Genomic DNA, 20,307 nt, shown 5'->3' on the forward strand with positions numbered 1-20,307 from the left:
CGCGGCGTGACTAGCATGAGCCGTACGTGGTCGGAAGATCGCCCTCCTGTTGGCTGACCTCCCTTCCGGCACGCGGCCGCCCTGTGCCGCCGCCCCGACTCCCCTGCACTCACGGACCGAGGGACCGCTCCATGCCAGTGCCTGCTTCGCCCAGCCCGCACCAACCGGTCGGGGCGCCGCGCACCTCGTTCACCGCGCCTTCGGTCGGGCTGGTGACGAGCGCCGCCGCCGGTGGCGCGGCGCTCGCCGTGGCACCGCCCGACGCCTTCACCTGGACCCTGGCCGTGGTGGCGGCCGCCTGGGTGTGCGTGGCCGTCGCCGTCCTCGTCGGCCACCGGCTCGTCCACCGGGCCCGGAGAGCGGCCGCCGAGCAGGAGGCGGAGAAGGGCCGTCTCGGGGCGGAGGCGGCCCGGCGTTCGGCCGAGGTCTCACACCTGGCCGGTGTGACGCTGCCCGCCGTGGCCCAGCGGCTGCGGGAGGGCGCGGGCGCGGCCGACGCACTGCGCAGTATGCCGTCGCCGTCGGACCCGCAGCTGCAGCGGCTCGCCCACACCTTCGCCACCGTCGTCGAGGAGGACGTGCGGCGGGCGGCCGCCCTGGACGGCGAGTACCGTGCCGTCCGGCACGAACTGGACGGGACGACCGCCGAGTTGGAGCGGCTCGCGCGGGAGACGCTGCCCGCCGCTGTGGCCCGGCTGCGCGACGGCCGGTCCGCCGGCACCGTACTCGCCGAAGTCGAGCTGCCCCGGCTGCCCGCGATCCGCACCCCGGCCGAGTCGTTCGTCCGGGAGCTCGCCCACAGCGAGCGGCGCGCCGCCGCGGCGCAGGCCGCCTCCGCCAAGGCGCTCAGCCGCGTCCAGGCGAAGGCCGTGAGGATGCTCGCCGACCTCCGGGAGATGCAGGAGCGGCACGGCGAGGAGGTGTTCGGCGACCTGCTGAAGCTCGACCACAGCACGTCCCAGCTCGGCCTGATGACCGACCGGCTCGCGCTGCTCATGGGCGGCAGGTCCAGCCGCGCCTGGAACAAGCCGATCGTGATGGAGAGCATCCTGCGCGGTGCCGTCGGCCGCATCGCCGCCTACCAGCGGGTGCGCCTGCACTGCTCCACCAGTGCCGCGGTCTCCGGCTTCGCCGCCGAGGGCGTCATGCACCTGCTCTCCGAGCTGATGGACAACGCCGCGAACTTCTCCCCGCCCATCGACGAAGTGCACGTCTACGTCGAGGACCGCAGCGCGGGCATCGTTGTCACCATCGAGGACAGCGGCCTGAAGATGGCCGACGCCGCCATGCGGCATGCCGAGGAGGCCGTGGCCGGCCGCATGAACGACCTCGCCTCGCTGCAGGGCACCCGGCTCGGTCTGGCCGTGGTGGGACGACTCGCCGACAAGTACGGCATCAGCGTCAACTACCGGCCCTCCTCACGCGGCGGCACCGGCGTCGTCGTCCTGCTGCCCCTGCACCTGCTCGCCCAGCAGCGGGACCCGGGCCCGCACGCCGCGTCCTCCCTGCCCGCCGCGACGACCGCGCCCACTCCCGCGCCCACTCCCACTCCTGCTCCCACTCCCGCCCCCGCCGCACCGTCCGCACCGCCTGCACCGGCCCCGTCGCCCGCCGTCGAACGCCCCGCCGCGCACCCCGAGCCCCTGGAGCGTCCCGTGCCCTCGGACCGTTCCGGGTACGGGGAGCGTCCCGCGGTCACGGAACGGCCCGCGGTCACGGAACGGTCCGCGGTCACCGAACCGTCCGCCATGGACCCCGGACTTCCCGAGCAGGGACGCCACCGGCGGCGCGACGGCACCACACCGAACGGTCTTCCGGTGCGCGCCCCCGGCCGCACCATGGCCGAGGCGGAACGGGAACGCGAGAAGCGTCACTCCACGCCCGACCGGCGCGACGGCGCGGCCCCCAAGCAGCGTCCGGTACGCGACGCGGGCGCACAGTTCGGCGCCTTCCACCGCGCACGGCGGTCCGGAAACGATGCCGCCGGGCCGGAAACCGGGCCCGGGGCCGAGTTGCCGCCGTCCCCGTAGCCCAAGCCCCCTTCCCGTACGGCTTCAGGGGCTACGGCGCCCCGTTCCACTCGAGTTCGTGAGATTGGAGGAACGGGCCGGTGACCGGTCAGCCGCGCACCACCGTCCCGACACCTAATGACGCAGACCACCGACAACAGCCTCAACTGGCTGCTGCAGGCCCTTCTGGAGAACACACCCGGCACGCGGCACGCCCTGGTGCTGTCCCGGGACGGCCTGAAGCTCTGCTGGAGCGAGCACCTGACGCTCGACCGGGCCGACCAGCTGGCGGCCATCTGCTCCGGTATCCAGGCCCTCGCCCAGGGCGCCTCCGTGGAGTTCGGCGACGGCACCGGCGGCGTCCGGCAGTCGATGACCGAGTTCCACGGCGGCCTGCTGTTCATCGTGGAGGCCGGCGCGGGGGCGCACCTCGCGGTCGTCGCCGGGGAGGACGCCGATCCCGGGGTGGTGGGCCACCAGATGACGGAACTGGTGGAACAGATCGGCGATCACCTGCGGGCCGAGCCCAGGGACCATGTCCGGGCGAGCGGCACGTCGTGATGCGCAAACCCGTCGACACGGGCGATCCCGACCGCCTCTACACGGTGACCGGCGGCCGCAGCCGGGCCGACGAGCCGTTCGACCTGGTCACCCTCGTGGTCAGCGAGTGCGCACCGGTGGCGGGCATGCAGTCCGAGCACGTACGGATCCTGGAGCTGTGCAGGCACCCCACCGCCCTCGTCGAGATCGCGGCGGAACTCGGCCTGCCGATCACGGTGGTGCGCATCCTGCTCGGCGACCTGCTCGACTCGGGCCGCATCACCGCCCGCCATCCGCGCGCGGCGCCCTCCGTCGCCACCCTGCCCGATTCCGCCCTACTCCAGGAAGTGCTCCATGGGCTCCGCAACCTCTGAGCTGCCCTCCCACCGCACACCGCTGAACGACACGGCGGAGACCGGCCTGAAGATCGTCGTCGTGGGCGGATTCGGCGTCGGCAAGACCACCCTGGTCCGTTCCGTCAGCGAGATACGGCCCCTGAACACGGAGGAGGTGATGACCGAGGCGGGCGTCGGAGTCGACGAGACCAGTGGGGTGGCGGCGAAGACGACCACGACGGTGGCGTTCGACTTCGGGCGGATCAGCCTCAACGACCGCATGGTGCTGTACCTGTTCGGCGCGCCGGGCCAGCAGCGCTTCTGGTTCCTGTGGGACAGGCTGTTCGCCGGAACGCTGGGCGCGGTGGTGCTCGTCGACACACGCCGGATGGACGACTCCTGGTACGCGATAGACAGGCTCGAGCACCACCGTACGCCCTTCGTCGTGGCCGTGAACCGGTTCGACGACGACACCGACAGGTACTCCCTGGACGAGATCCGTCAGGCACTCGCCCTGCCCGGGCATGTGCCGATGGTCGAATGCGACGCGCGGGTCCGGCACTCCGGCAAGGACGTGCTGATCACTCTCGTCGACCACCTTTACGCCATGGCCACGGCCCAGGAGGCGACACCGTGACCGACTCCGCCCACTCTTCCGGACACCCGGCGGACCCGACGGCCCCGGGGTGCCCCGCCCAGGCCGGCGCGGTGCGCCTGGGAGGACTCGAGTACCAGCAGACCCCGTCCCAGCTGTACCGCGCGCTGCGCCGGGACCACGGCCCGGTCGCACCGGTGCTGCTCGACGGCGGCATCCCGGCCTGGCTGGTACTCGGCTACTCCGAGGTCAGCTATGTGACCACCCACGACGAGCTGTTCGCACGGGACTCGCGGCGCTGGAACCAGTGGGAGAACATCCCGCCGGACTGGCCCCTGCTGCCCTTCGTCGGATACCAGCCGTCCGTGCTGTTCACCGAGGGCGACGAGCACCGCCGCCGGGCCGGGGTGATCACGCAGGCGTTGCAGGGGATCGACCAGTTCGAACTCGCCCGCGACTGCCGGCTGATCGCCGACGAGCTCATCGCCGATTTCGCCGGCAGTGGGCAGGCCGAGCTGATGTCCGGCTACGCGCACGCCCTGCCCATGCGGGCGGCGGTGCAGATGTGCGGGATGCCGAGCGCGGGGGACGACACCCGCCGGCTCGTCGACGACCTCCAGATCTCCCTGGACGCCGCGGAGGGCGACGACCCGGTCGCGGCGTACACGCGCGTGGGGGAGCGGCTGCGGCAACTGCTGAAGGAGAAGCGCGCCGCACCCGGCCCGGACGTCACCTCGCGCATGCTGGCGCACCCGGCGGGCCTGACGGACGAGGAGATCGTCCAGGACCTCATCTCGGTGATCGCCGCGGCGCAGCAGCCGACGGCCAACTGGATCTGCAACACGCTGCGGCTGCTGCTGACGGACGAGCGGTTCGCGGTGAACGTGTCGGGCGGCAGGCTCAGCGTCGGCGAGGCGCTCAACGAGGTGCTGTGGCTGGACACACCGACGCAGAACTTCATCGGGCGGTGGGCCGTGCGGGACGTACAGCTGGGCGGCCGGCTGATCAGGGCCGGGGACTGCCTGGTCCTGGGACTGGCCGCGGCCAACACCGACCCGCAGATCTGGCCGGAGGGTCACGTGGGCGCGGAGAACGCCGCGCACCTGTCGTTCAGCAACGGCGAGCACCGCTGCCCCTATCCGGCACCGCTGCTGGCGGACGTGATGGCGCGGACGGCGGTCGAGACGCTGCTGGAGCGGCTGCCGGACCTGGTCCTGGCGGCGGACCCGGAGGAACTGACCTGGCGCCCGTCGATCTGGATGCGAGGCCTGTCGGCGCTTCCGGTGCGGTTCACCCCGGTGGTGCAGTAGCGCGGCCCGGGCCCTGTGACTCCCGGAGCCGCGGCGCCCGGGCCCGCACTGTCGGGCAAACGGTTCTGGGGCCCACACCCCCGGGCAAACGGTTCTGGGGCCTGCGGTCGCGGGGTTGCGGTTCTGGGGCCTGCGGTCGCGGGGTTGCGGCTCCCGTGCCCGCGGTCTCCGGCCCTGTGGTCTCTGGGCTCGAGTTCCCGGACCGGTGGTCTCTGGGCGTGCGGTTGCTGGGCTCGCGGTCCCTCGGGCCCGGGGCGCCTGGGCCTGTGGTCTCCGGGCTTGCGGTGCTCCGGGCTTGTGGGGCTCCGGCCCTGCGACGCCCGGCCCTGTGATGTCCGGCCCTGTGGAACCAGACCCTGTGGAACCAGACCCTGTGGGGCCCGGCCCTGCGGGGCCAGACCACATGGGGCCGCCCCGGGGTCCCCGGGCCCGTCGCGGGCCCGGATCCCGGGGTGGACCGGCATGCGGTGGCCGGCCGTGCGGTCAGTCGTTCACGGGAGTGAACCGCACCGGGAGGCTCTGCGGTCCGCGGGTGAACACGCCCTGCTCGGCCGGTTCGAAGCCGTCGGCGAGGCGCACGTCCGGCATGGCGTCGAGGAGCTGTCCGACGCCGATCTCCACCTCGGCCTTCGCCAGCAGCGCGCCGACGCAGAAGTGCCGCCCGAGCGCGAACGCGAGATGGTCGGCGGCGGCGGAGAACGCGGTCGTGGTGGTGAGGTCGTCGCGGAGGATGTCGAAGCGGTCGGGATCGCGGTAGCGGTTCTCGTCCCGGTTGGCGGCACCTATCAGGCAGGTGACGGTGGCGCCCGCGGGTATGGTGCCGCCGCTGACCTCCACCTCCGTCGCGGACTGCCGCATGATCATGTGGACGGGCGGGGTGTACCGCAGGGTCTCGGCGAAGGCGCGCGGGATCAGCGAGCGGTCCGCGCGGACGGCGGCGAGCTGGTCGGGGTGGAGCAGCAGGTTCGCGAAGATGCCGGCGATGGCCTTGTCCGTCGTCTCCCCGCCGGCGGCGAGCAGCAGGCTGCAGAACGCCTTGACGTCCTCGTCGCTCATCCGCACCCCGTCGACCTCGGCGGCGCACAGCGCGGACAGCAGGTCGTCGCCCAGGTTGTCGCGGCGTTCCCGGATGATCGGCAGCATGTACTCGGCGAACTCCACCCGGGTCCGCTCGCCCGCCGCCGTCACCTCGGGGTCGCCCGACAGGTTCCCCAGGAACGCGATGACGGCCGTGTACCAGCGGTGGAAGCGGTCGTGATCGCCCTTGTCCAGCCCCAGCATGTCGGCGATGACGTTGACCGGGAAGCGGGTGGCGTAGTCGGCGACCAGGTCGGCGGAGCCGGCGTGCCGGAAGCCGTCGATCAGCTCGCGTGAATTGCGCGCGATGACCGGCAGGAACTTCTGCTCCAGGTCGCTGCCGCGGAAGGCGGGCGCGACGAGGGCCCGGCGCACGGCGTGCTCCCGCCCGCTGAGCTGGAGGATCGTCTTGCCGTGCACGGGCTCGACCTGCCACGCGTAGTTGTCGGTGGTGAACTCGCCGGCCTTGTCCTTGAAGACACGCTCGACGTCCTCGTACCGCGAGACGATGTAGCTCTTCGTGGCCTCGTGCCAGATGAGGGGCGCGGTGTCGCGCATGACCCGGTAGGCGGGGTAGGGGTCGGCGGCGAACTCGGGCGAGAGGATGTCGGGCACCTGCTGTGCGGTGGACATGGGGCTCCCTGTGCTCGTCATTTCGTGTACCGCACAAGGTTATTGATCAACCATCAGATGCGACAGGGCGCCCGGCGGCCGGTTGCACCGGGACCGGGCATCGGCCGAAAATCGCCCGCCGGCGGCACTGTGGTCTCCGGCGCCGGCGCTCGCCGCGACCGGGTACTTCTTGACCTCCTGTCGGCGGCCGGTGGGCCGGCCGCCGGTCACCGTGGCGGGAGCAGGTCATCTGACGTGCAGGTCGGCGTGGACCAGGCCGTGGTCCGAGAAGTTGGGGGTGGACTCCCACACCCGAGGCCGAGAGGGGTCGCGAAGACACGCACCTTCTTGCCGGCGACAGTGGTGCGGGCGGAGACGTACCCGCGGAACAGGCCCGGTCAGATCTGTGGGTCGAGCGAGCGCAGCAGCTCAAGTAGTCCCTGAGCCGGCCTCAACTGCTCCTCGGTCACTGGGTCGGGGCTGAAGTGCATGAGTCCGTTGCGGAAGTTCCGGCACTCCTCCAGCGCCGCCAGGAAGTGCTCCTGGTCGATGCCCCACCCGAGGGCGGCCCAGTTCTCCGGCGCCTTGAGGAGATGCTTGTACGCCCCGAACGTGAGGTTGGCGGCGGAGTGCACCTGAGCGGCGCGCCCGCGCGGGACGGTGGCTCTGATGCGTTCGAGGGGGATGCACCGGTCCACCACACGGCGCAGACGCTGCTCGATCTCCTCGACCAGGACGAACGGCCTCACCCGCGTGCCGAACTGAACCGTGAGGTCGGAGGCGGTGATCAGCCCGCACACCTTGTGGTCGTGGTCGCGGACGATGACGTACCCGAACTGCTGGATGGCCCCGATCCAGTCGAGCAGATCGTCCGAACCGTCCGCCTCCTGGCCCCGTACGGTGGCGGCCTGCAGTCCGGCGTTCGCATCGGCCATCCGGGCACGTCCGATCGACTCCCAGCTCACGACGCCACGCAGCCGCCCGTCCTCGTCGAGCACGGGAAGCTGGCTGTAACCGCGCAGTACCAGGAGCGTCGTGGCCGTCCCGAGGCTGTCCCCGACGCGCACGCACTCGGGCATGCGGTTCGCGGAGTCGAGATTGCTCACCCGGTAGGCGACGGCCTGGGTCTCGGCTGCCTCGTCGGAGGGCAGGTGGGCGCCGACCCCGGCCGACCCGCTGCCGGACGAGGCCCACCGGGCCGTGTCGCCCAGCAGGGCCGCGATGCTGTGCGCCGCCTCCAGCACCGCGCTGCCCGACAACCTGGTCACGGCGCTCGCGCCCGACTCGTCCGGTTCCGCACCCCCTGCCAGCACAGCGATCCTGCTCTCCAGCGTGCCCTCGGTGAAAGGCGGGACGGTCACCAGCCCACGGGCCTCCAACTCCTTCTTGATCTGCTCGGTGGACGCCGGGTACCGCCGCTGGACCCCCCAGACGGCGAGGAAGTCCCGGATGGACAGGGTGAGCGGCTCCTCGGTGCCTCGCCGTCGCACCTCCTCGAACAGCTTCGCGGGCTCGGTGAGGGTCGCCGCGAACTCGTCGGCGTCGGGCCGGCCCGGGTCGGGCTTTCCCTCGGCCAGCGCGGCCACGCGGTCCGCCGCCCCGAACCTGCTGATCTCGAAGACGGTCAGCAGGGAGCCCATGCTGTCCAGCAGATCGGACTGGATCTCCTGCCGGTCGATGTCGGTGACGAGCCACTCCACGCGCCGCACGTGCCGCATCCCCTCAGCGGCCCCGGCCCGGTACTCGTACGCTCCCACGACCTTGCCGACGGCCACCCGCAGGGACTTCAGCGGCAGGACGACCAGGTCGCCGGGCCGGATCTCGTGGACGAAGCGGTGGAGCTGGCCGGTCCAGTTCCCGATCGTGTACGGGCCTTCGTCGGGGTAGGCGGCGGCGACGGCGGCCTTGATGTCGTCACGGGTGGCGGCGTCGGCGAGGTCACCCATCGCGAGCCTGTCCCATCCGACGACGAGAACGCCCTCTTCCAGGGCCGCCCGTTCCCGCTCCCCGTTCTCTCCCGCGCGTACGACCCAGGCCCGCATACCGCTCCTCCCCGTGAGCACACCAGGCGATCACATGCCGTGACTGTCAGTCAGCACTTCCAACTGTTCCTGAAAAGACGTCACTTCAGCCTCTCAAGAGACGCTTTTCAGCCGTCCGTGTGCGTTCCGCCACAGCCCGTAGACTGTGCGGCGGCAATGGGGCCGGGGTGACGGCCGTGACCGGAGCGTGGGGGGTACGAGAGCGCCGATGAAGCCGCTGGACATCGATGCCGACCCACGCGTGGTGGGGCCGTTCGAACTGCTGGCCCGGCTCGGCGCGGGCGGTATGGGCGTCGCCTATCTGGCACGCAGGATCCCGCTGGAGGGCCTCCCGGACGAGATGGCCGCGGCCTACCGTCTGGCCGAGTCCGACGACGACGGGGAAGCCGACCCGGCACGGCTCGTCGTCGTCAAGATGATCCAGCCGCACCTGCTGGACGAACCGCAGGCCCGCGAACGGTTCGCCCGTGAGGTGGACGCCATCCGCGCGGTCGTCAGTGACCGGGTTCCGGCCCTGCGCGCGGCCGATCCGGAGGCCGCCGAACCGTGGTTCGCCATGGATTACATCGCGGGACCCTCCCTGCACACCCTGGTGAAGGAGTCCGGCCCCCTCGACGCCGGACCGTACGCGGCGCTCGGCCTGGCCCTGGTGGACGCCCTGCGCGCGATCCACGGGACGGGTCTGCTGCACCGTGACCTCAAGCCGAGCAACGTGGTGCTCGGCCCGGACGGCCCGGTGGTGCTGGACTTCGGTCTGGCGGTGCTGACCGAGCGGCGCTCCAGCCAGGCGCTCACCCGGACCGGCGACCGCATGGGCACGCGCCCCTACATGCCCGTCGAGCAACTGAGGGACACCAAGCACGTCGAGGAGCCCGCCGACGTGTACGCCCTGGGTGCCACCCTCTTCTTCGCGCTGACGGGACGGCCGCCGTATCCGCTCATGCCGCTGATGACCCCGCCCAAGTGGGACGGCGTGGGTGTGGACTTCCTGCCGCTGCTCGCCCAGGTGCTCGTCGCCGGTCCCTGTCAGCGTCCGCGGCTCGACGGCGTGCAGGAGAGCCTGTTCACCCTGCTCGCCGACGCGGGTCTGACGCTCGAAGCCGCCATGGAACAGCTCCGGGCCCGCGTCGCCGCCTCGGGGCTGACGCCGCAACTGCCGCCGCACGCGCTCGCCGACCGCGCCGACCCGGCCGTCCAGGAACTGGCCCAGAAGGCGGTCGACGAGGGCGCGGCCCCGGACGCCCCCTGGGCCGAGGACGACCCGGGCTTCTACGGCCTCGTGGACACGGACGAGATCGAGCGGGCGGCCGACGCCGCCGAGGGCCGGGGAAGGCCCGGCGGCTACACGCCGACGCTCGTCGATCCCGATCCCGATCCCGCACCCGGCCCCGCCGAGCCCACGCCACCGGCTCCTCGGGCCGAGCCCGGTGACGGTCCCCCTCCCGTCCCCACCAGTTACCCCCTCCCCGCCCCGCGGCCGGAGGAGCGGCACACGGCGGAGCCGGAGACCACCGCCCCGGGCACCCCGCAGGCCCCTCCCAGGGCCGCACAGCGCGTGGCCGACCGCCTCCGCGAGCGGTACGCGCACCGCGGGGACCTGTAACCCCACGCGCCGGCCCGTGACCGGCCGCACCGAGGACCCGACCGCGCCGACCAGCCCCCACCGCCACGGCGCTACTCTCGACGACGCCCGGAACCACCCGAAAGGACCCCTGATGCCTGCACCCGACGGCCCTCCGCCCGCCGGCACGGTGATCGAGGTGCGGGACGAGGAGTGGATGGTCCGCACCAGCAGGCAGGTCCGCCCCGGCGAGTACCTGATCGAGGCGGTCGGCGCCTCCGACCTGGTGCGCGGGCAGGAGGCCCGGTTCCTGGCGCCCACGATGGACCGGCCGCGCGTCCTGCGCCCCGAGGACACCGAGCTCATCGCCGACGGCTCCCCGCACTTCCGCCGGGGCCGCCTCTTCCTGGAGGCGGTGCTGCGCAAGACCCCGCTGCCGCAGCGGGAGCGGCGCCTGGCGCTGACCGGCGGCTTCCTCCTGGACCGCATGGACTACCAGCTGCGGCCCGCCGAGAAGGCCCTCGCCAACCCGCTGCGCCCCCGGCTGCTGATCGGCGACGTGGTCGGGCTCGGCAAGACCCTGGAGATCGGGGTGCTGCTCGGCGAGCTGATCCGCCGCGGCCGGGGCGAGCGCATCCTCGTCGTCACGCCCGCGCCCGTCCTCGAACAGTTCCAGCACGAGATGTGGACGCGGTTCTCCCTGCCGCTGGTCCGGCTCGACAGCGCGGGCATCGCCCGCATCGAACGGAAGATCCCGGCGGGCCGCAACCCGTTCACGTACTACAAGCGCGTGATCATCTCCATGGACACGCTCAAGAACCCCCGGCGCTACCGCCCGTGGCTGGAGCACATCCACTGGGACGCGGTCGTCATCGACGAGTCGCACAACCTGATCAACCAGGGCAGCGACCGCCGCGCCCTCGCCGACCTCCTCGCCGAGCGCACCGACGCGCTGATCCTGGCCAGTGCCACCCCGCACAACGGCGAGATGCCCGCCTTCACCGGCCTGGTCCGCCTCCTCGACCCGATGGCGGTCAAGGACCCGAGCCGGCCGAAGGCGGAGGAGCTGGAACACCTCATGCTGCGCCGCACCAAGGTCAGCGCCGAGGTGGCGGAGCAGCTCAAGGACCACTGGGCGCCGCGCGGCGGCTCCCACCCCGTGCGGTGCCGGGCGAACGACCTGGAGGAGCAGGTCTTCGCCGAGCTCACCGAGCACTGGCTGAAGCGGCGCGAGCAGCGGGCCGCCACCGAGGACCGGCTCTTCCCCTACGTCCTGCTCAAGTCCTTCCTGTCCTCGCACCGCGCCCTGTTCGCCACCGCCCGCCAGCGCCTCACCCGCACCGGACACGCCCTGCCGCAGCGGCACCGCGTCACCGACGACCCGCTGACCGGCGTCGCCCCGACGACCCCCGAGGCCGCCTCCCTGCTGCGCCTGATGGAGCTGGCCCGCGCGATCGAACGGGCCGGTGCGGGCAACGGCGACCCGGGTGCCGCATCCAAGCTGGCCGGGCTGGTGGAGGAACTGCGCCGCATCGGCGTGAAGGCGGGCAGCCGCACCCGCGCGGTCGTCTTCTCCGAGCGCCGCGAGACCCTCGACTGGCTCGGCGAGGTGCTCCCGCCCCTGCTCGGCTGGACGTCCGACGACGACGCGAAGGCCGCGGTCAAGGTCATGTACAGCGGTTCCGGGACCTCCGACCGGGTGCAGATGGAGTACGTCGACGAGTTCGCCCGCGCGGGCAGCGACGTGCGGCTGCTGCTCACCGGCGACGGCGCCTCCGAGGGCGTCAACCTGCACCGCCAGTGCCACCATCTCCTCCACTGGGACCTGCCCTGGAGCCTGATCCGGGTCGAGCAGCGCAACGGCCGCATCGACCGGTACGGGCAGACCGAGCCGCCGGAGTTCCGCGCGATGATCCTCGAGTCGGCGGTGGAGGGCGCGCTGGACGACACGGACATCGCCGAGAAGGTCCTGGCCCGCGAGGAGCGGGTGCACCAGGTCCTCGGCGCCGTGGAGGCGGCGACGAGGGACAACGACGCCGACCTGGAGGAGAAGCGCGTCATGGAGGCGCTGTTCCGGGGCGAGGCGCCGCAGCCTGCCGTGGACGCGCTCCAGACCGTCGCCCCGGAGACCCTCGACGCCCTCGGCGAGGGCGGCCTGCCCGACGGGCTGCCCCTCGCGCAGCAGCTCAACGCCGAGTTCGGCACGGGCACGGACGGGTACGACGACGAGGACCTCGACATCGGTTTCGACTTCGGCTTCGACGACGCCACGGAGACTACGGAGACCCCGGAGACCACGGACACCGTGTCCGGCACCCCGCAGGCGGCCCCGGAGCCCGCCCCGGCCGCGGCGGGCACGGGCCGCGCCCCGGTCCGGACCGTCGAGGAACTGCGCCTGTTCACGGACCGCCGCGACTACGTCCTCACCGGCCTGGAGGAGCTCGCCGACCTGGAGGCGTTCCGCCTGGACACCACCGTGCACGGCACCGACCTCAGCTTCGACACCCCGGAGGACCTGGCCGACCGGCTCGACGTGCTCCCCGCCGGCTACCTGCGCGACCACGGCATCACCAGCCGCATGAAGCTCACCTTCAGCCGTGAGGACGCGGCCGACTCCCTGCGCCGGGCCCGTGAGGACGCCGACTCGTCGTCGCTGTGGCCGGACGCCCATTACGTCGGCGAGCTGCACCCCGTCCTGGAGTGGATCACCGACAAGGTCCTGGTCCAGCTGGGCCGCCAGCAGGCCCTGGTGATGCAGGTGGACCGCGCCCGTGTGCCGGAGCCCGTCTTCCTCACCCAGGGGGTGTGGTCCAACCGGGACGGCCGCCCGACGGTCGTGGCCTGGCTCGCCGTCGACCACCTGGACCGGCCCGGCGAGGAGCCCAGGGTCCGGGAACTGACCCGTCCCCTCCTCGACGGCCTGGGCCTGGGCCCGTCCATGCCGGACCACTTCGCCGCGGGCGACCCGGCCGCGCTCCAGCGGCTGGTGCCGGCCGCCGTCGACGCCACCCGCCGCGAGATGGGCCGCCGCCGGCAGGAGGCGGAGGAGCACATCGACCGCCCGCTGCGCGCCTACGGGGCGAAGGTCGGCCACTGGCTGGAGCAGAAGCTGCCCGGCTTTACCGGCGGGCACACCGCGCGCGAGCGCGCCGCGGAGAACCTGGAGGCGGCGGCGGCCCGGCTGCGCACGACCGGCGACCCGATGGTGCGGGTCCTCGCCGTCCTGGAGCCCAGCTCATGACCACCGCCGTCCGTCCCCTCGACCCCGTGGGGCCCCGGCACCCCGCGCACCCCGTCACCGAAGCGACCCGGCAGGAGCGGCAAGCGTGAAGTTCGACGCGCTGATCAACGAGGGTGAGTACTTCCCGTCCTTCTACCTGGACGAGATCCTGCCCAAGCAGCTGAAGACCGGCCGCCTCAAGGAGTGGGCGGCCGAGGAGCGCCAGGGCCGCCCCACGCCCCGGCAGGGACTGCGCGACCTCACCGGCCCCTACCTGGACGTCCGGCTCGGCGTGGGCGGCGAGGCGGACAAGTACAACGTCCTGCCCGACCCGGAGGCCGCCGCCGCCCAGCAGCGGGCGACCGAGGCGCTGAAGGACCACACCGGCCCGGACGACGAGCCGCCCGCCTTCCAGCCCGCCCCCGCCCCCCGCCCGTACGGCGACGGCCCGGAGGAGACGTGGCGCGCGGGCCTGCACGCCTGGCACGACCGGGTGCTGAAGGCCCTCGGCTTCACCCCCCGCCCAGGCCACCTCACCGTGCACGGCGCCGCGGGCCCCGTCGCGGTGCCCGTCGCCCACAGCGAGCCGGGCGTCGCCGTCCTGACCGGCGGCTTCGCCGACGACATCGGCGCCACCCGCGGCGACGGCACCGCCAACCGCCTGTCCGTGCCCGTCCGCGTGGCCTCCGGCAAGACCCTCACCACGGTCACCGACCTCGCCGCCTGGCTGCTCTCCGCCGAGGGCGCACCCCGCTACGCCCTGCTCCTGTTCGGCGGGGTCATGGTCCTCGCCGACCGCGAGAGCTACGCCCGCGGCCGCCATCTCGCCGTCAGCCTGGAGGTCGCCCTGCCCCGCAAGGGCGTCAAGGGCGCCAGCGCCGGCGAAGTCGACGTGATCGCCGCCCTGTTCGGCGCCCAGGCCCTGCGCCCGGCCGAGGACGGCGGGGACGACGACATCGCCCGGCTGGTGGCGGAGTCCCGCGACCACTCCGTGGGCGTGACCGGCGACCTGCGCGAGGGTCTGAAGGCGTCCGTCCAGCTCATCGCCAACGAGGTCCTGGACCTCGCGCGCGGCTGGGGTGTCCCCCACGACGACCTTCCCGAGTGGCTGCCGGGCCCGCTCGCCGAGCGGGGCGCGCTGCCGCACCTGCTCACCAAGGAGTCGCTGCGCTACCTGTACCGCATCCTCTTCCTCCTCTACGCCGAGGCCCGCCCCGAGCTGGACATCCTCCCGATGAGGAGCGAGGAGTACGTCCAGGGCTACAGCGTGGCCCGGCTGCGCGAACTCGCCGTCCAGGAGAAGCTGTCCAGCACCTCCCGCGACCGCCACCACTTCCACGACTCCCTGGCCCTGCTCTTCGAGAAGGTCTTCACCGGCCACCCGACGGCGGACACCATCACCTCGCGCGAGGCGGCGGCCGTGACCGGCGCGGGCGGGGAAGCACCGGTCGTGGACGCGGTGGAACTGTCCGAGGACGACGGCTACGAGGGCGTGCGCATCGAGGCGCTGAAGTCCCGCCTCTTCGACCCGGAGTCGATAGAGCTCGTCGACCAGGTGATCGTCCACCCCGACGACAAGAATCCCGACGGTACGGCCCGCGAGGGGGCCCGACACCTTGATCTGCGGCTGCGCAACAAGGTCCTGCATCAGGTGCTGCGCAACCTGACCGTCGTCGAGGGGCGCGGGCGCGGCGGGCGCGGCGGCTTCATCTCCTACGCCAACCTCAGCATCAACCACCTCGGCGCGGTGTACGAGGGCCTGATGTCGTACACCGGCTTCATCGCCGACGAACCGCTGTACGAGGTCGCCAAGGGCGGTGACCCGAGCGGCGGTTCCTGGCTGATCCGGGCCAGCCAGGTCCGCTCCGGCCGCTACCCGGACGGCCCCGACGACAGCGTCTTCGTCGCCACGGAGATCAACCCCGAGACCCACGAGCGCGTCCCGGTCCCGCGCAAGGTCGGCAGTTACGTGTACCGCCTGGCCGGCCGCGACCGCCAGACCAGCGCCTCCTACTACACGCCGGAATCCCTCACCCAGGCCACCGTCGAGCAGACGCTGCGCTTCCGCCTGGACGAGAAGGGCGGGGTCGATCCCAAGGAGCCGGAGAAGGCGTGGGTGAACGCGGCGGAGGTGCTGCGCTGGCGGGTGTGCGAACCGGCCCTCGGCTCGGGCGCGTTCCTCAACGAGGCCGTCAACCAGCTCGCCGAGCTGTACCTGCGGCTCGCCCAGCGCGAGCGGGGCGTCGAGATCGACCCCGAGGACTACCAGCGCGAACTGCAGAAGGTGAAGGCGTACATCGCCCTGCACAACGCGTACGGCGTCGACCTGAACGAGACGGCCGTCGAGCTGGCGGAGATCTCGCTGTGGCTCAACACCATGCACCGGGGCATGAAGGCCCCCTGGTACGGCCTCCACCTCCACCGGGGCAACTCGCTCGTGGGTGCCTCGCGGAAGGTGTATCCCGGGAACAGCCTGAGCAAGGGTGGCTGGCTGACGTCGAAGGCCCCGCAGAAGCCCCGGCACGTCCCGCTGGGGGAGTCGCTGAAGGGCCGGGAGGTGCACCAGTTCCTGCTGCCCGCGATGGGCTGGGGCTCGATCGGCGAGAAGGTCGGGCTGCGCACGCTGAAGAAGGGCACGGCGGAAGAGACCGTGAAGGCCGTGGTCGACGGTGACGTCGTCGACTGGCTGGAGCCCGAACTGGTCGAGGCGCTGCGCAAGTGGCGCTCGGCGATGCGGCGCAACCCCAAGGGCGAGCCGAAGAGGGCGGCACCGAAGAAGAAGACGGCGCCTTCGGCGGAGCAGCTGGCGGCGGAGGCGGACGAGGGGCGGCTGGGGCAGGGGGCGTTCGACCTCGGGCTTGAGGTGTGGGAGCAGCCGTCGCTGGAGGTGTCGTCCGGCGGGGCTGGTACCAGTGTGAAGGCCGCCGCCCCGGTGCGGGAGGACGAGGACCGGGAGCCAGGGGTGCGGACGCAGACCGGGCGGCTGATCCGGCTCGCCCGGCGGGTCGAGTACCTGTGGGACCTGGTCGTCATGCGGCTGCGGCTGTCGGAGCGGGAGATCTCGCGGCACGTCGACGTGTGGGGTGCGGTGATACCGCGCGACGGGCAGGCGGCTGGGACGGGCTCGGGTTCGGGCGGCCGGGCGCCGATGGACCGGGACGCGGTGCTGGAGGCCCTGCACCGCAAGGGCACCCCCTACTGGCGGCTCAAGCAGCTCATGGACGCCTGGTGCGCGCTGTGGTTCTGGCCGCTGGAGGAGATCGGGCTGCTCGACGGCTCCGACGACTTCGAGTACCGCCCGGGCGGCGAGGACCGCACGCTGCTGAAGAAGGGCGACCCCCGGCGCCGGGTCGCGCTCAAGTCCCTCGACGACTGGATCGAGTTCGCCGAGGCCGTCGTCGGGCGCGTGGACGTGGACACGGGGGAGGGGCGGCAGACCTCGCTGCTCTCCTTCGACGGCGTGCGCAGCCTGGACGAGCTCGACGACAGGGAACGCGAACTCGACCAGAAGATGACCGAGGCCACGGCGTGGGCCAAGCCGGCGGACCTGGGGTACACGTTCCCCTGGTACGAGGCGGTGGAGCGGATCGCCAAGGAACGGGGGTTCTTCCACTGGGAGTTGGACTTCGCGCATGTGTTTGCGGAGGGCGGGTTCGACCTGATGGTGGGGAATCCGCCGTGGGTCCGGCAGGAGTGGGACGAGAACGGGGTCCTGGCGGAGTTGGAGCCGTGGTTCGTGCTGGGCGGCAAGGACGCGGAGGCCGACCGGGAACGGAACGTGGCCGAGCTGATGGCGAAGCCCGCGCATCGGTCTTTCTACCTGGGTGAACTGGGGACCGTGGCGGGGGTTTCGGAGTTCTTGTCGTCGGTGGATACGTATCCGGAGCTGGTGGGGACGCGGCCGGACATGTATCGGGCGTTCATGTTGTTGGGGTGGAGGGCCACGGGTGAGCGCGGGATCGCCGGGCTGATTCACCCGTCGACCCACTTCACGGGGGCGAAGGAGGCGGTCCTGCGTGGAGCTGCCTACCGGCACTTGCGCTTCCATGCCGACTTCACCAATGAGCTGCTCATCTTCGCCAACCCGGTGGGAAACAGTAGCCACTTCAGTGTGAACGTGTATGGCAGGGACCAGGACATCAGCTTCCAGCACATGAGCTGGCTGCTGCACCCGAGTGTGCTCGTTCGGTCCGTGCGGCACAACCATGACGAAGATCCTCTGCCGGGTGTGAAGCATGAAGGTAAGTGGGACCTCCGGCCGCACAAGGGCCGGATTCTCACGGTGAACCGCTCACGTCTTGTGCAGTGGCGGGAATTGGCAGGCAAGCATGATCCCCTTCCCGTCGAGCAGTCGAAACTTCTCTTCCCGGTAACGCAAGCTGAAGAAAAGGCACTCACTGCCCTAGCGAAGTGGCCGCATCGGCTCGCCTCGCTCAATCCACGCGTCACTATCGGTTTTTACGAGACGACAGATCGCAAGGCGGGCTATTTCGCGTGGGCGCCTGGCCCCGCCAGCACATGGCAGGATGTCATCCTTCAAGGGCCGCTGATCCACATCGCTACGCCATACCACAAGCAGCCGCCAGAGGGCGGTTCGAAGAGCATGCGTGATTACGAGGCTTGGGACCACCGGAACCTTCCGGTCGACGCCGTGCCGCGCACGAACTATCGACCCGTAGGTGACCTACCGCGATTCGTCGATGCGCAGGACTGCTGGGTGGACCACGTCCGACTTGAGCAGCTCCGGGATGACCCCGCAGCGGTCGAAGCTGCGGAGAACGACGTCAAGGCCACGGATCCCGAGCAGGAGAACCATGATCTGCACAGGGCGGCCGATGCGTTGCTGCGAGCGGCTAGCAAGCGGCCGTATTCGGAGTTCTACCGGGTGGTGTGGCGCAGGCAGATCGCGTTCAATACCGAGCGCAGCCTCTTTGCGGCCCTTATCCCGCCCGGCCCTACCCATGTCGACTTGATGAACTCGATGTCGCTGGGTAGCAGCACCGACACCGCACTGGTCGCTGGTTTCATGAGCGCCTTGCCGTCGGACTACTACCTGCGTGCCACGGGCCGTAACGACCTTCGTGTTGGCGAAGCCAAGACGCTGCCCGCGCCTACGCCCGGCCATCCTCTCGCCTCGTCCCTCCTCCTCCGCACCCTCCGCCTCAACTGCCAAACCAACGCTTACGCTCGCCTCTGGGAGGAGCTGTACGACCCCACCTGGCAGCAGGACACGTGGGCTGCCAGCAAAGCGTGGCCCGAAGACGCACCCCCGCTCGCCGAAGGGGTGGACCGGACCTGGACCCGCGACACCCCCCTTCGAACGGAGTTCACCCGCCGCGCAGCCCTTGTTGAGATCGACGCCCTCGTCGCCGTCTGGCTGGGCATCAGTGCCGAGGAGTTGGTGGCCATGTACGACGCCCGGTTCCCCGTGCTTCAGCAGTACGAGGAGAACATGTGGTTCGACGCCACTGGCCGTCGTATCGCCAAGGCGCACCAGCAGCACGGGTACGGCCAGCCCAAGGACGCCTGGAAACAGTTGAGTAAGCCGGAGGGCTTCCCGGAGGAGTACGCGGTACCGGAGGGCTATACCGACCCGCTCTACCGCGCCAACCGCAGGAAGGAAATGCGTGCCGCGCACGCCGAGTTCACGCGACGCCTGCGCGAGGCCGGCTGGGAGCCCGGTGACACCCGGCCGCCTGGAGACGCCGAGAGCTGATCAGGCGCCCGGCGCACACGAGAGCCCTGCCATCCCAGAGGAGTGGCAGGGCTCACGTGACGGTACGCGTGTCAGACGCTCCGCTCCGAGGAGGCCAGCCTGACGAACCCCGTCCACGCGTCACGCGAGACGGTGACGACGGGCCCGGCGGCGGCCTTGGAGTCCCGGACGTGCACACCTGCCGTACCGTTCGCGACCTCCACGCATTCGCCGCCCTCGGTTCCGCTGTAGCTGCTCTTGAACCAGGCGAGGCCGGAGGCGACGGTCGAGGACTCAGCGCTCTTCATAGCGATCCCAGCAACCTTTCGATGAACTCCGTTGACTCTCGCGGACTGAGAGCCTGTGATCGGATAATCCCATAGAGTGCGGCGGCCAGAACCCCTTGTTCCGGGTCGGTCTCCAGGGAGCCGATGCCTCGGGCCTCGGCATACACGAACTTCTTGCCGTCCTTGCGCGTGACGACTGTGAATGGACCGTTCACGCCCGCGTTGTCCTCACGATCGAGCGGCATGACCTGGATCTCGACGTTGCGCTTCTGTCCGATCAGCAGCAGGTGCTCCAACTGTCCCCGCAGTGCGGTCCTGCCGCCGTAGGGGCGTCGTAGGAGTGACTCGTCGAGCACGAAGCTCAGGAAGGGTGCCGGTTGCCGGTCGAAGATGTCCTGCCGGGCCAATCGTGCTGCCACGCGCTGTTCTGTGGTCTCTTCGTCCAGCGGGGGACGCCTCATACCGAGCAGCCCTCTCATGTACTCCTCGGTCTGGAGCAGCCCGTTGAGGACGGGCATGCTGTAGGAGACGAGCTCAACCGCCTCCTTCTCCAGCGTCGCCATCCCCTGAAAGAACACCGGATACTGAGCCCGCTCCACCTCCCCCTTCCACACGGACAGCAACCCGCCCGCCCCCAGCGCCTCGTCCGCCCGCTCGATGGTCCGGGGCGACGGAATCCTCCGCCCCTGCTCGAACGAGGCGACCGTGGCCGCCGAGTACCCGATCCGGCTCCCGAACTCCGCCCGGTCCAGCCCCTCCCGCAGCCGCAGCGTCTTCAACGTCTGCCCGAACGCGGCGACCACGCCGCCCTTCCCGCTGCCGTCCTCGGGGCGGCACGCGCCGCCACCGCCGTCGTCGCTCTCCCACCCGTCCCCGACGCTCACGACCGTTCCGCCGTCACCGCCGCCCGCCAGGGCGTCCGCACCCGTACGCTTCGTCATCGACCACCACCTTTTCCGGCCCAACGCGCCCACCGGGGCGACCGTCACGCCGCACGCCACGTACTCGCTCCGACACGTCGCGT

The 20,307-nt window shown here is 71.5% G+C and carries 11 protein-coding genes and 1 pseudogene; 8 read left to right on the forward strand and 4 right to left on the reverse strand.

The genetic code is table 11. From position 1 onward, the window contains the following. The first annotated feature begins 131 nt into the window (after positions 1-131). From ACZ5C2_RS04220 to ACZ5C2_RS04240, 5 genes and pseudogenes are all read left to right on the forward strand, one after another. Entirely contained in the window at positions 132-2,030 is a 1,899-nt protein-coding gene (locus tag ACZ5C2_RS04220; RefSeq protein ID WP_468786331.1) for a sensor histidine kinase, read from the forward strand. An 80-nt stretch (positions 2,031-2,110) separates the two neighbouring features. After that, positions 2,111-2,570, forward strand: a pseudogene (locus tag ACZ5C2_RS04225) (roadblock/LC7 domain-containing protein). Beyond that, on the forward strand, positions 2,567-2,923 hold the full coding sequence (locus tag ACZ5C2_RS04230) for a DUF742 domain-containing protein (RefSeq protein WP_468786333.1): 357 nt from the start codon (positions 2,567-2,569) through the stop codon (positions 2,921-2,923). The pseudogene ACZ5C2_RS04225 and the gene ACZ5C2_RS04230 overlap by 4 nt, the downstream one beginning before the upstream one ends. Then, positions 2,904-3,521, forward strand: coding sequence for a GTP-binding protein (locus ACZ5C2_RS04235; protein ID WP_468786335.1), 618 nt, complete (start codon positions 2,904-2,906; stop codon positions 3,519-3,521). The genes ACZ5C2_RS04230 and ACZ5C2_RS04235 overlap by 20 nt, the downstream gene beginning before the upstream one ends. Beyond that, on the forward strand, positions 3,518-4,789 hold the full coding sequence (locus ACZ5C2_RS04240) for a cytochrome P450 (protein WP_468786337.1): 1,272 nt from the start codon (positions 3,518-3,520) through the stop codon (positions 4,787-4,789). The genes ACZ5C2_RS04235 and ACZ5C2_RS04240 overlap by 4 nt, the downstream gene beginning before the upstream one ends. A gap of 483 nt (positions 4,790-5,272) precedes the next feature. Here the strand turns inward: ACZ5C2_RS04240 and ACZ5C2_RS04245 are convergent, their stop codons facing one another. Beyond that, entirely contained in the window at positions 5,273-6,499 is a 1,227-nt protein-coding gene (locus ACZ5C2_RS04245) for a cytochrome P450 (protein WP_468786339.1), read from the reverse strand. Between the two features lie 377 nt (positions 6,500-6,876). Then, a complete protein-coding gene (locus tag ACZ5C2_RS04250) occupies positions 6,877-8,520 on the reverse strand; it encodes a CBS domain-containing protein (protein ID WP_468786341.1) in 1,644 nt (547 codons plus the stop codon). Positions 8,521-8,728: 208 nt separating this feature from the next. Here ACZ5C2_RS04250 and ACZ5C2_RS04255 point away from each other — a divergent pair, with 208 nt between their 5' ends. The 3 genes from ACZ5C2_RS04255 to ACZ5C2_RS04265 all read left to right on the forward strand — a co-directional run bounded on the left by ACZ5C2_RS04255 (position 8,729) and on the right by ACZ5C2_RS04265 (position 19,017). Next, entirely contained in the window at positions 8,729-10,123 is a 1,395-nt protein-coding gene (locus ACZ5C2_RS04255; protein WP_468786343.1) for a serine/threonine-protein kinase, read from the forward strand. Positions 10,124-10,235: 112 nt separating this feature from the next. Continuing rightward, complete coding sequence (locus ACZ5C2_RS04260; protein WP_468786345.1) at positions 10,236-13,322, forward strand: SNF2-related protein; 3,087 nt, start codon at positions 10,236-10,238, stop codon at positions 13,320-13,322. Positions 13,323-13,407: 85 nt separating this feature from the next. Next, complete coding sequence (locus ACZ5C2_RS04265; protein ID WP_468786347.1) at positions 13,408-19,017, forward strand: Eco57I restriction-modification methylase domain-containing protein; 5,610 nt, start codon at positions 13,408-13,410, stop codon at positions 19,015-19,017. Positions 19,018-19,088: 71 nt separating this feature from the next. Here the strand turns inward: ACZ5C2_RS04265 and ACZ5C2_RS04270 are convergent, their stop codons facing one another. Both ACZ5C2_RS04270 and ACZ5C2_RS04275 read right to left on the reverse strand, forming a co-directional pair. Beyond that, the gene (locus ACZ5C2_RS04270) at positions 19,089-19,304 is read right to left on the reverse strand and encodes a DUF397 domain-containing protein (RefSeq protein ID WP_468786349.1); all 216 of its coding nucleotides are present in this window, start codon (positions 19,302-19,304) and stop codon (positions 19,089-19,091) included. Continuing rightward, positions 19,301-20,224 carry a helix-turn-helix domain-containing protein gene (locus ACZ5C2_RS04275; RefSeq protein ID WP_468786350.1) on the reverse strand — a complete coding sequence of 308 codons (924 nt, stop codon included), beginning with the start codon at positions 20,222-20,224 and terminating at the stop codon, positions 19,301-19,303. The genes ACZ5C2_RS04270 and ACZ5C2_RS04275 overlap by 4 nt, the downstream gene beginning before the upstream one ends. Between the last annotated feature and the right edge of the window lie 83 nt (positions 20,225-20,307).

Source organism: Streptomyces sp. NPDC031365 (assembly GCF_055569765.1).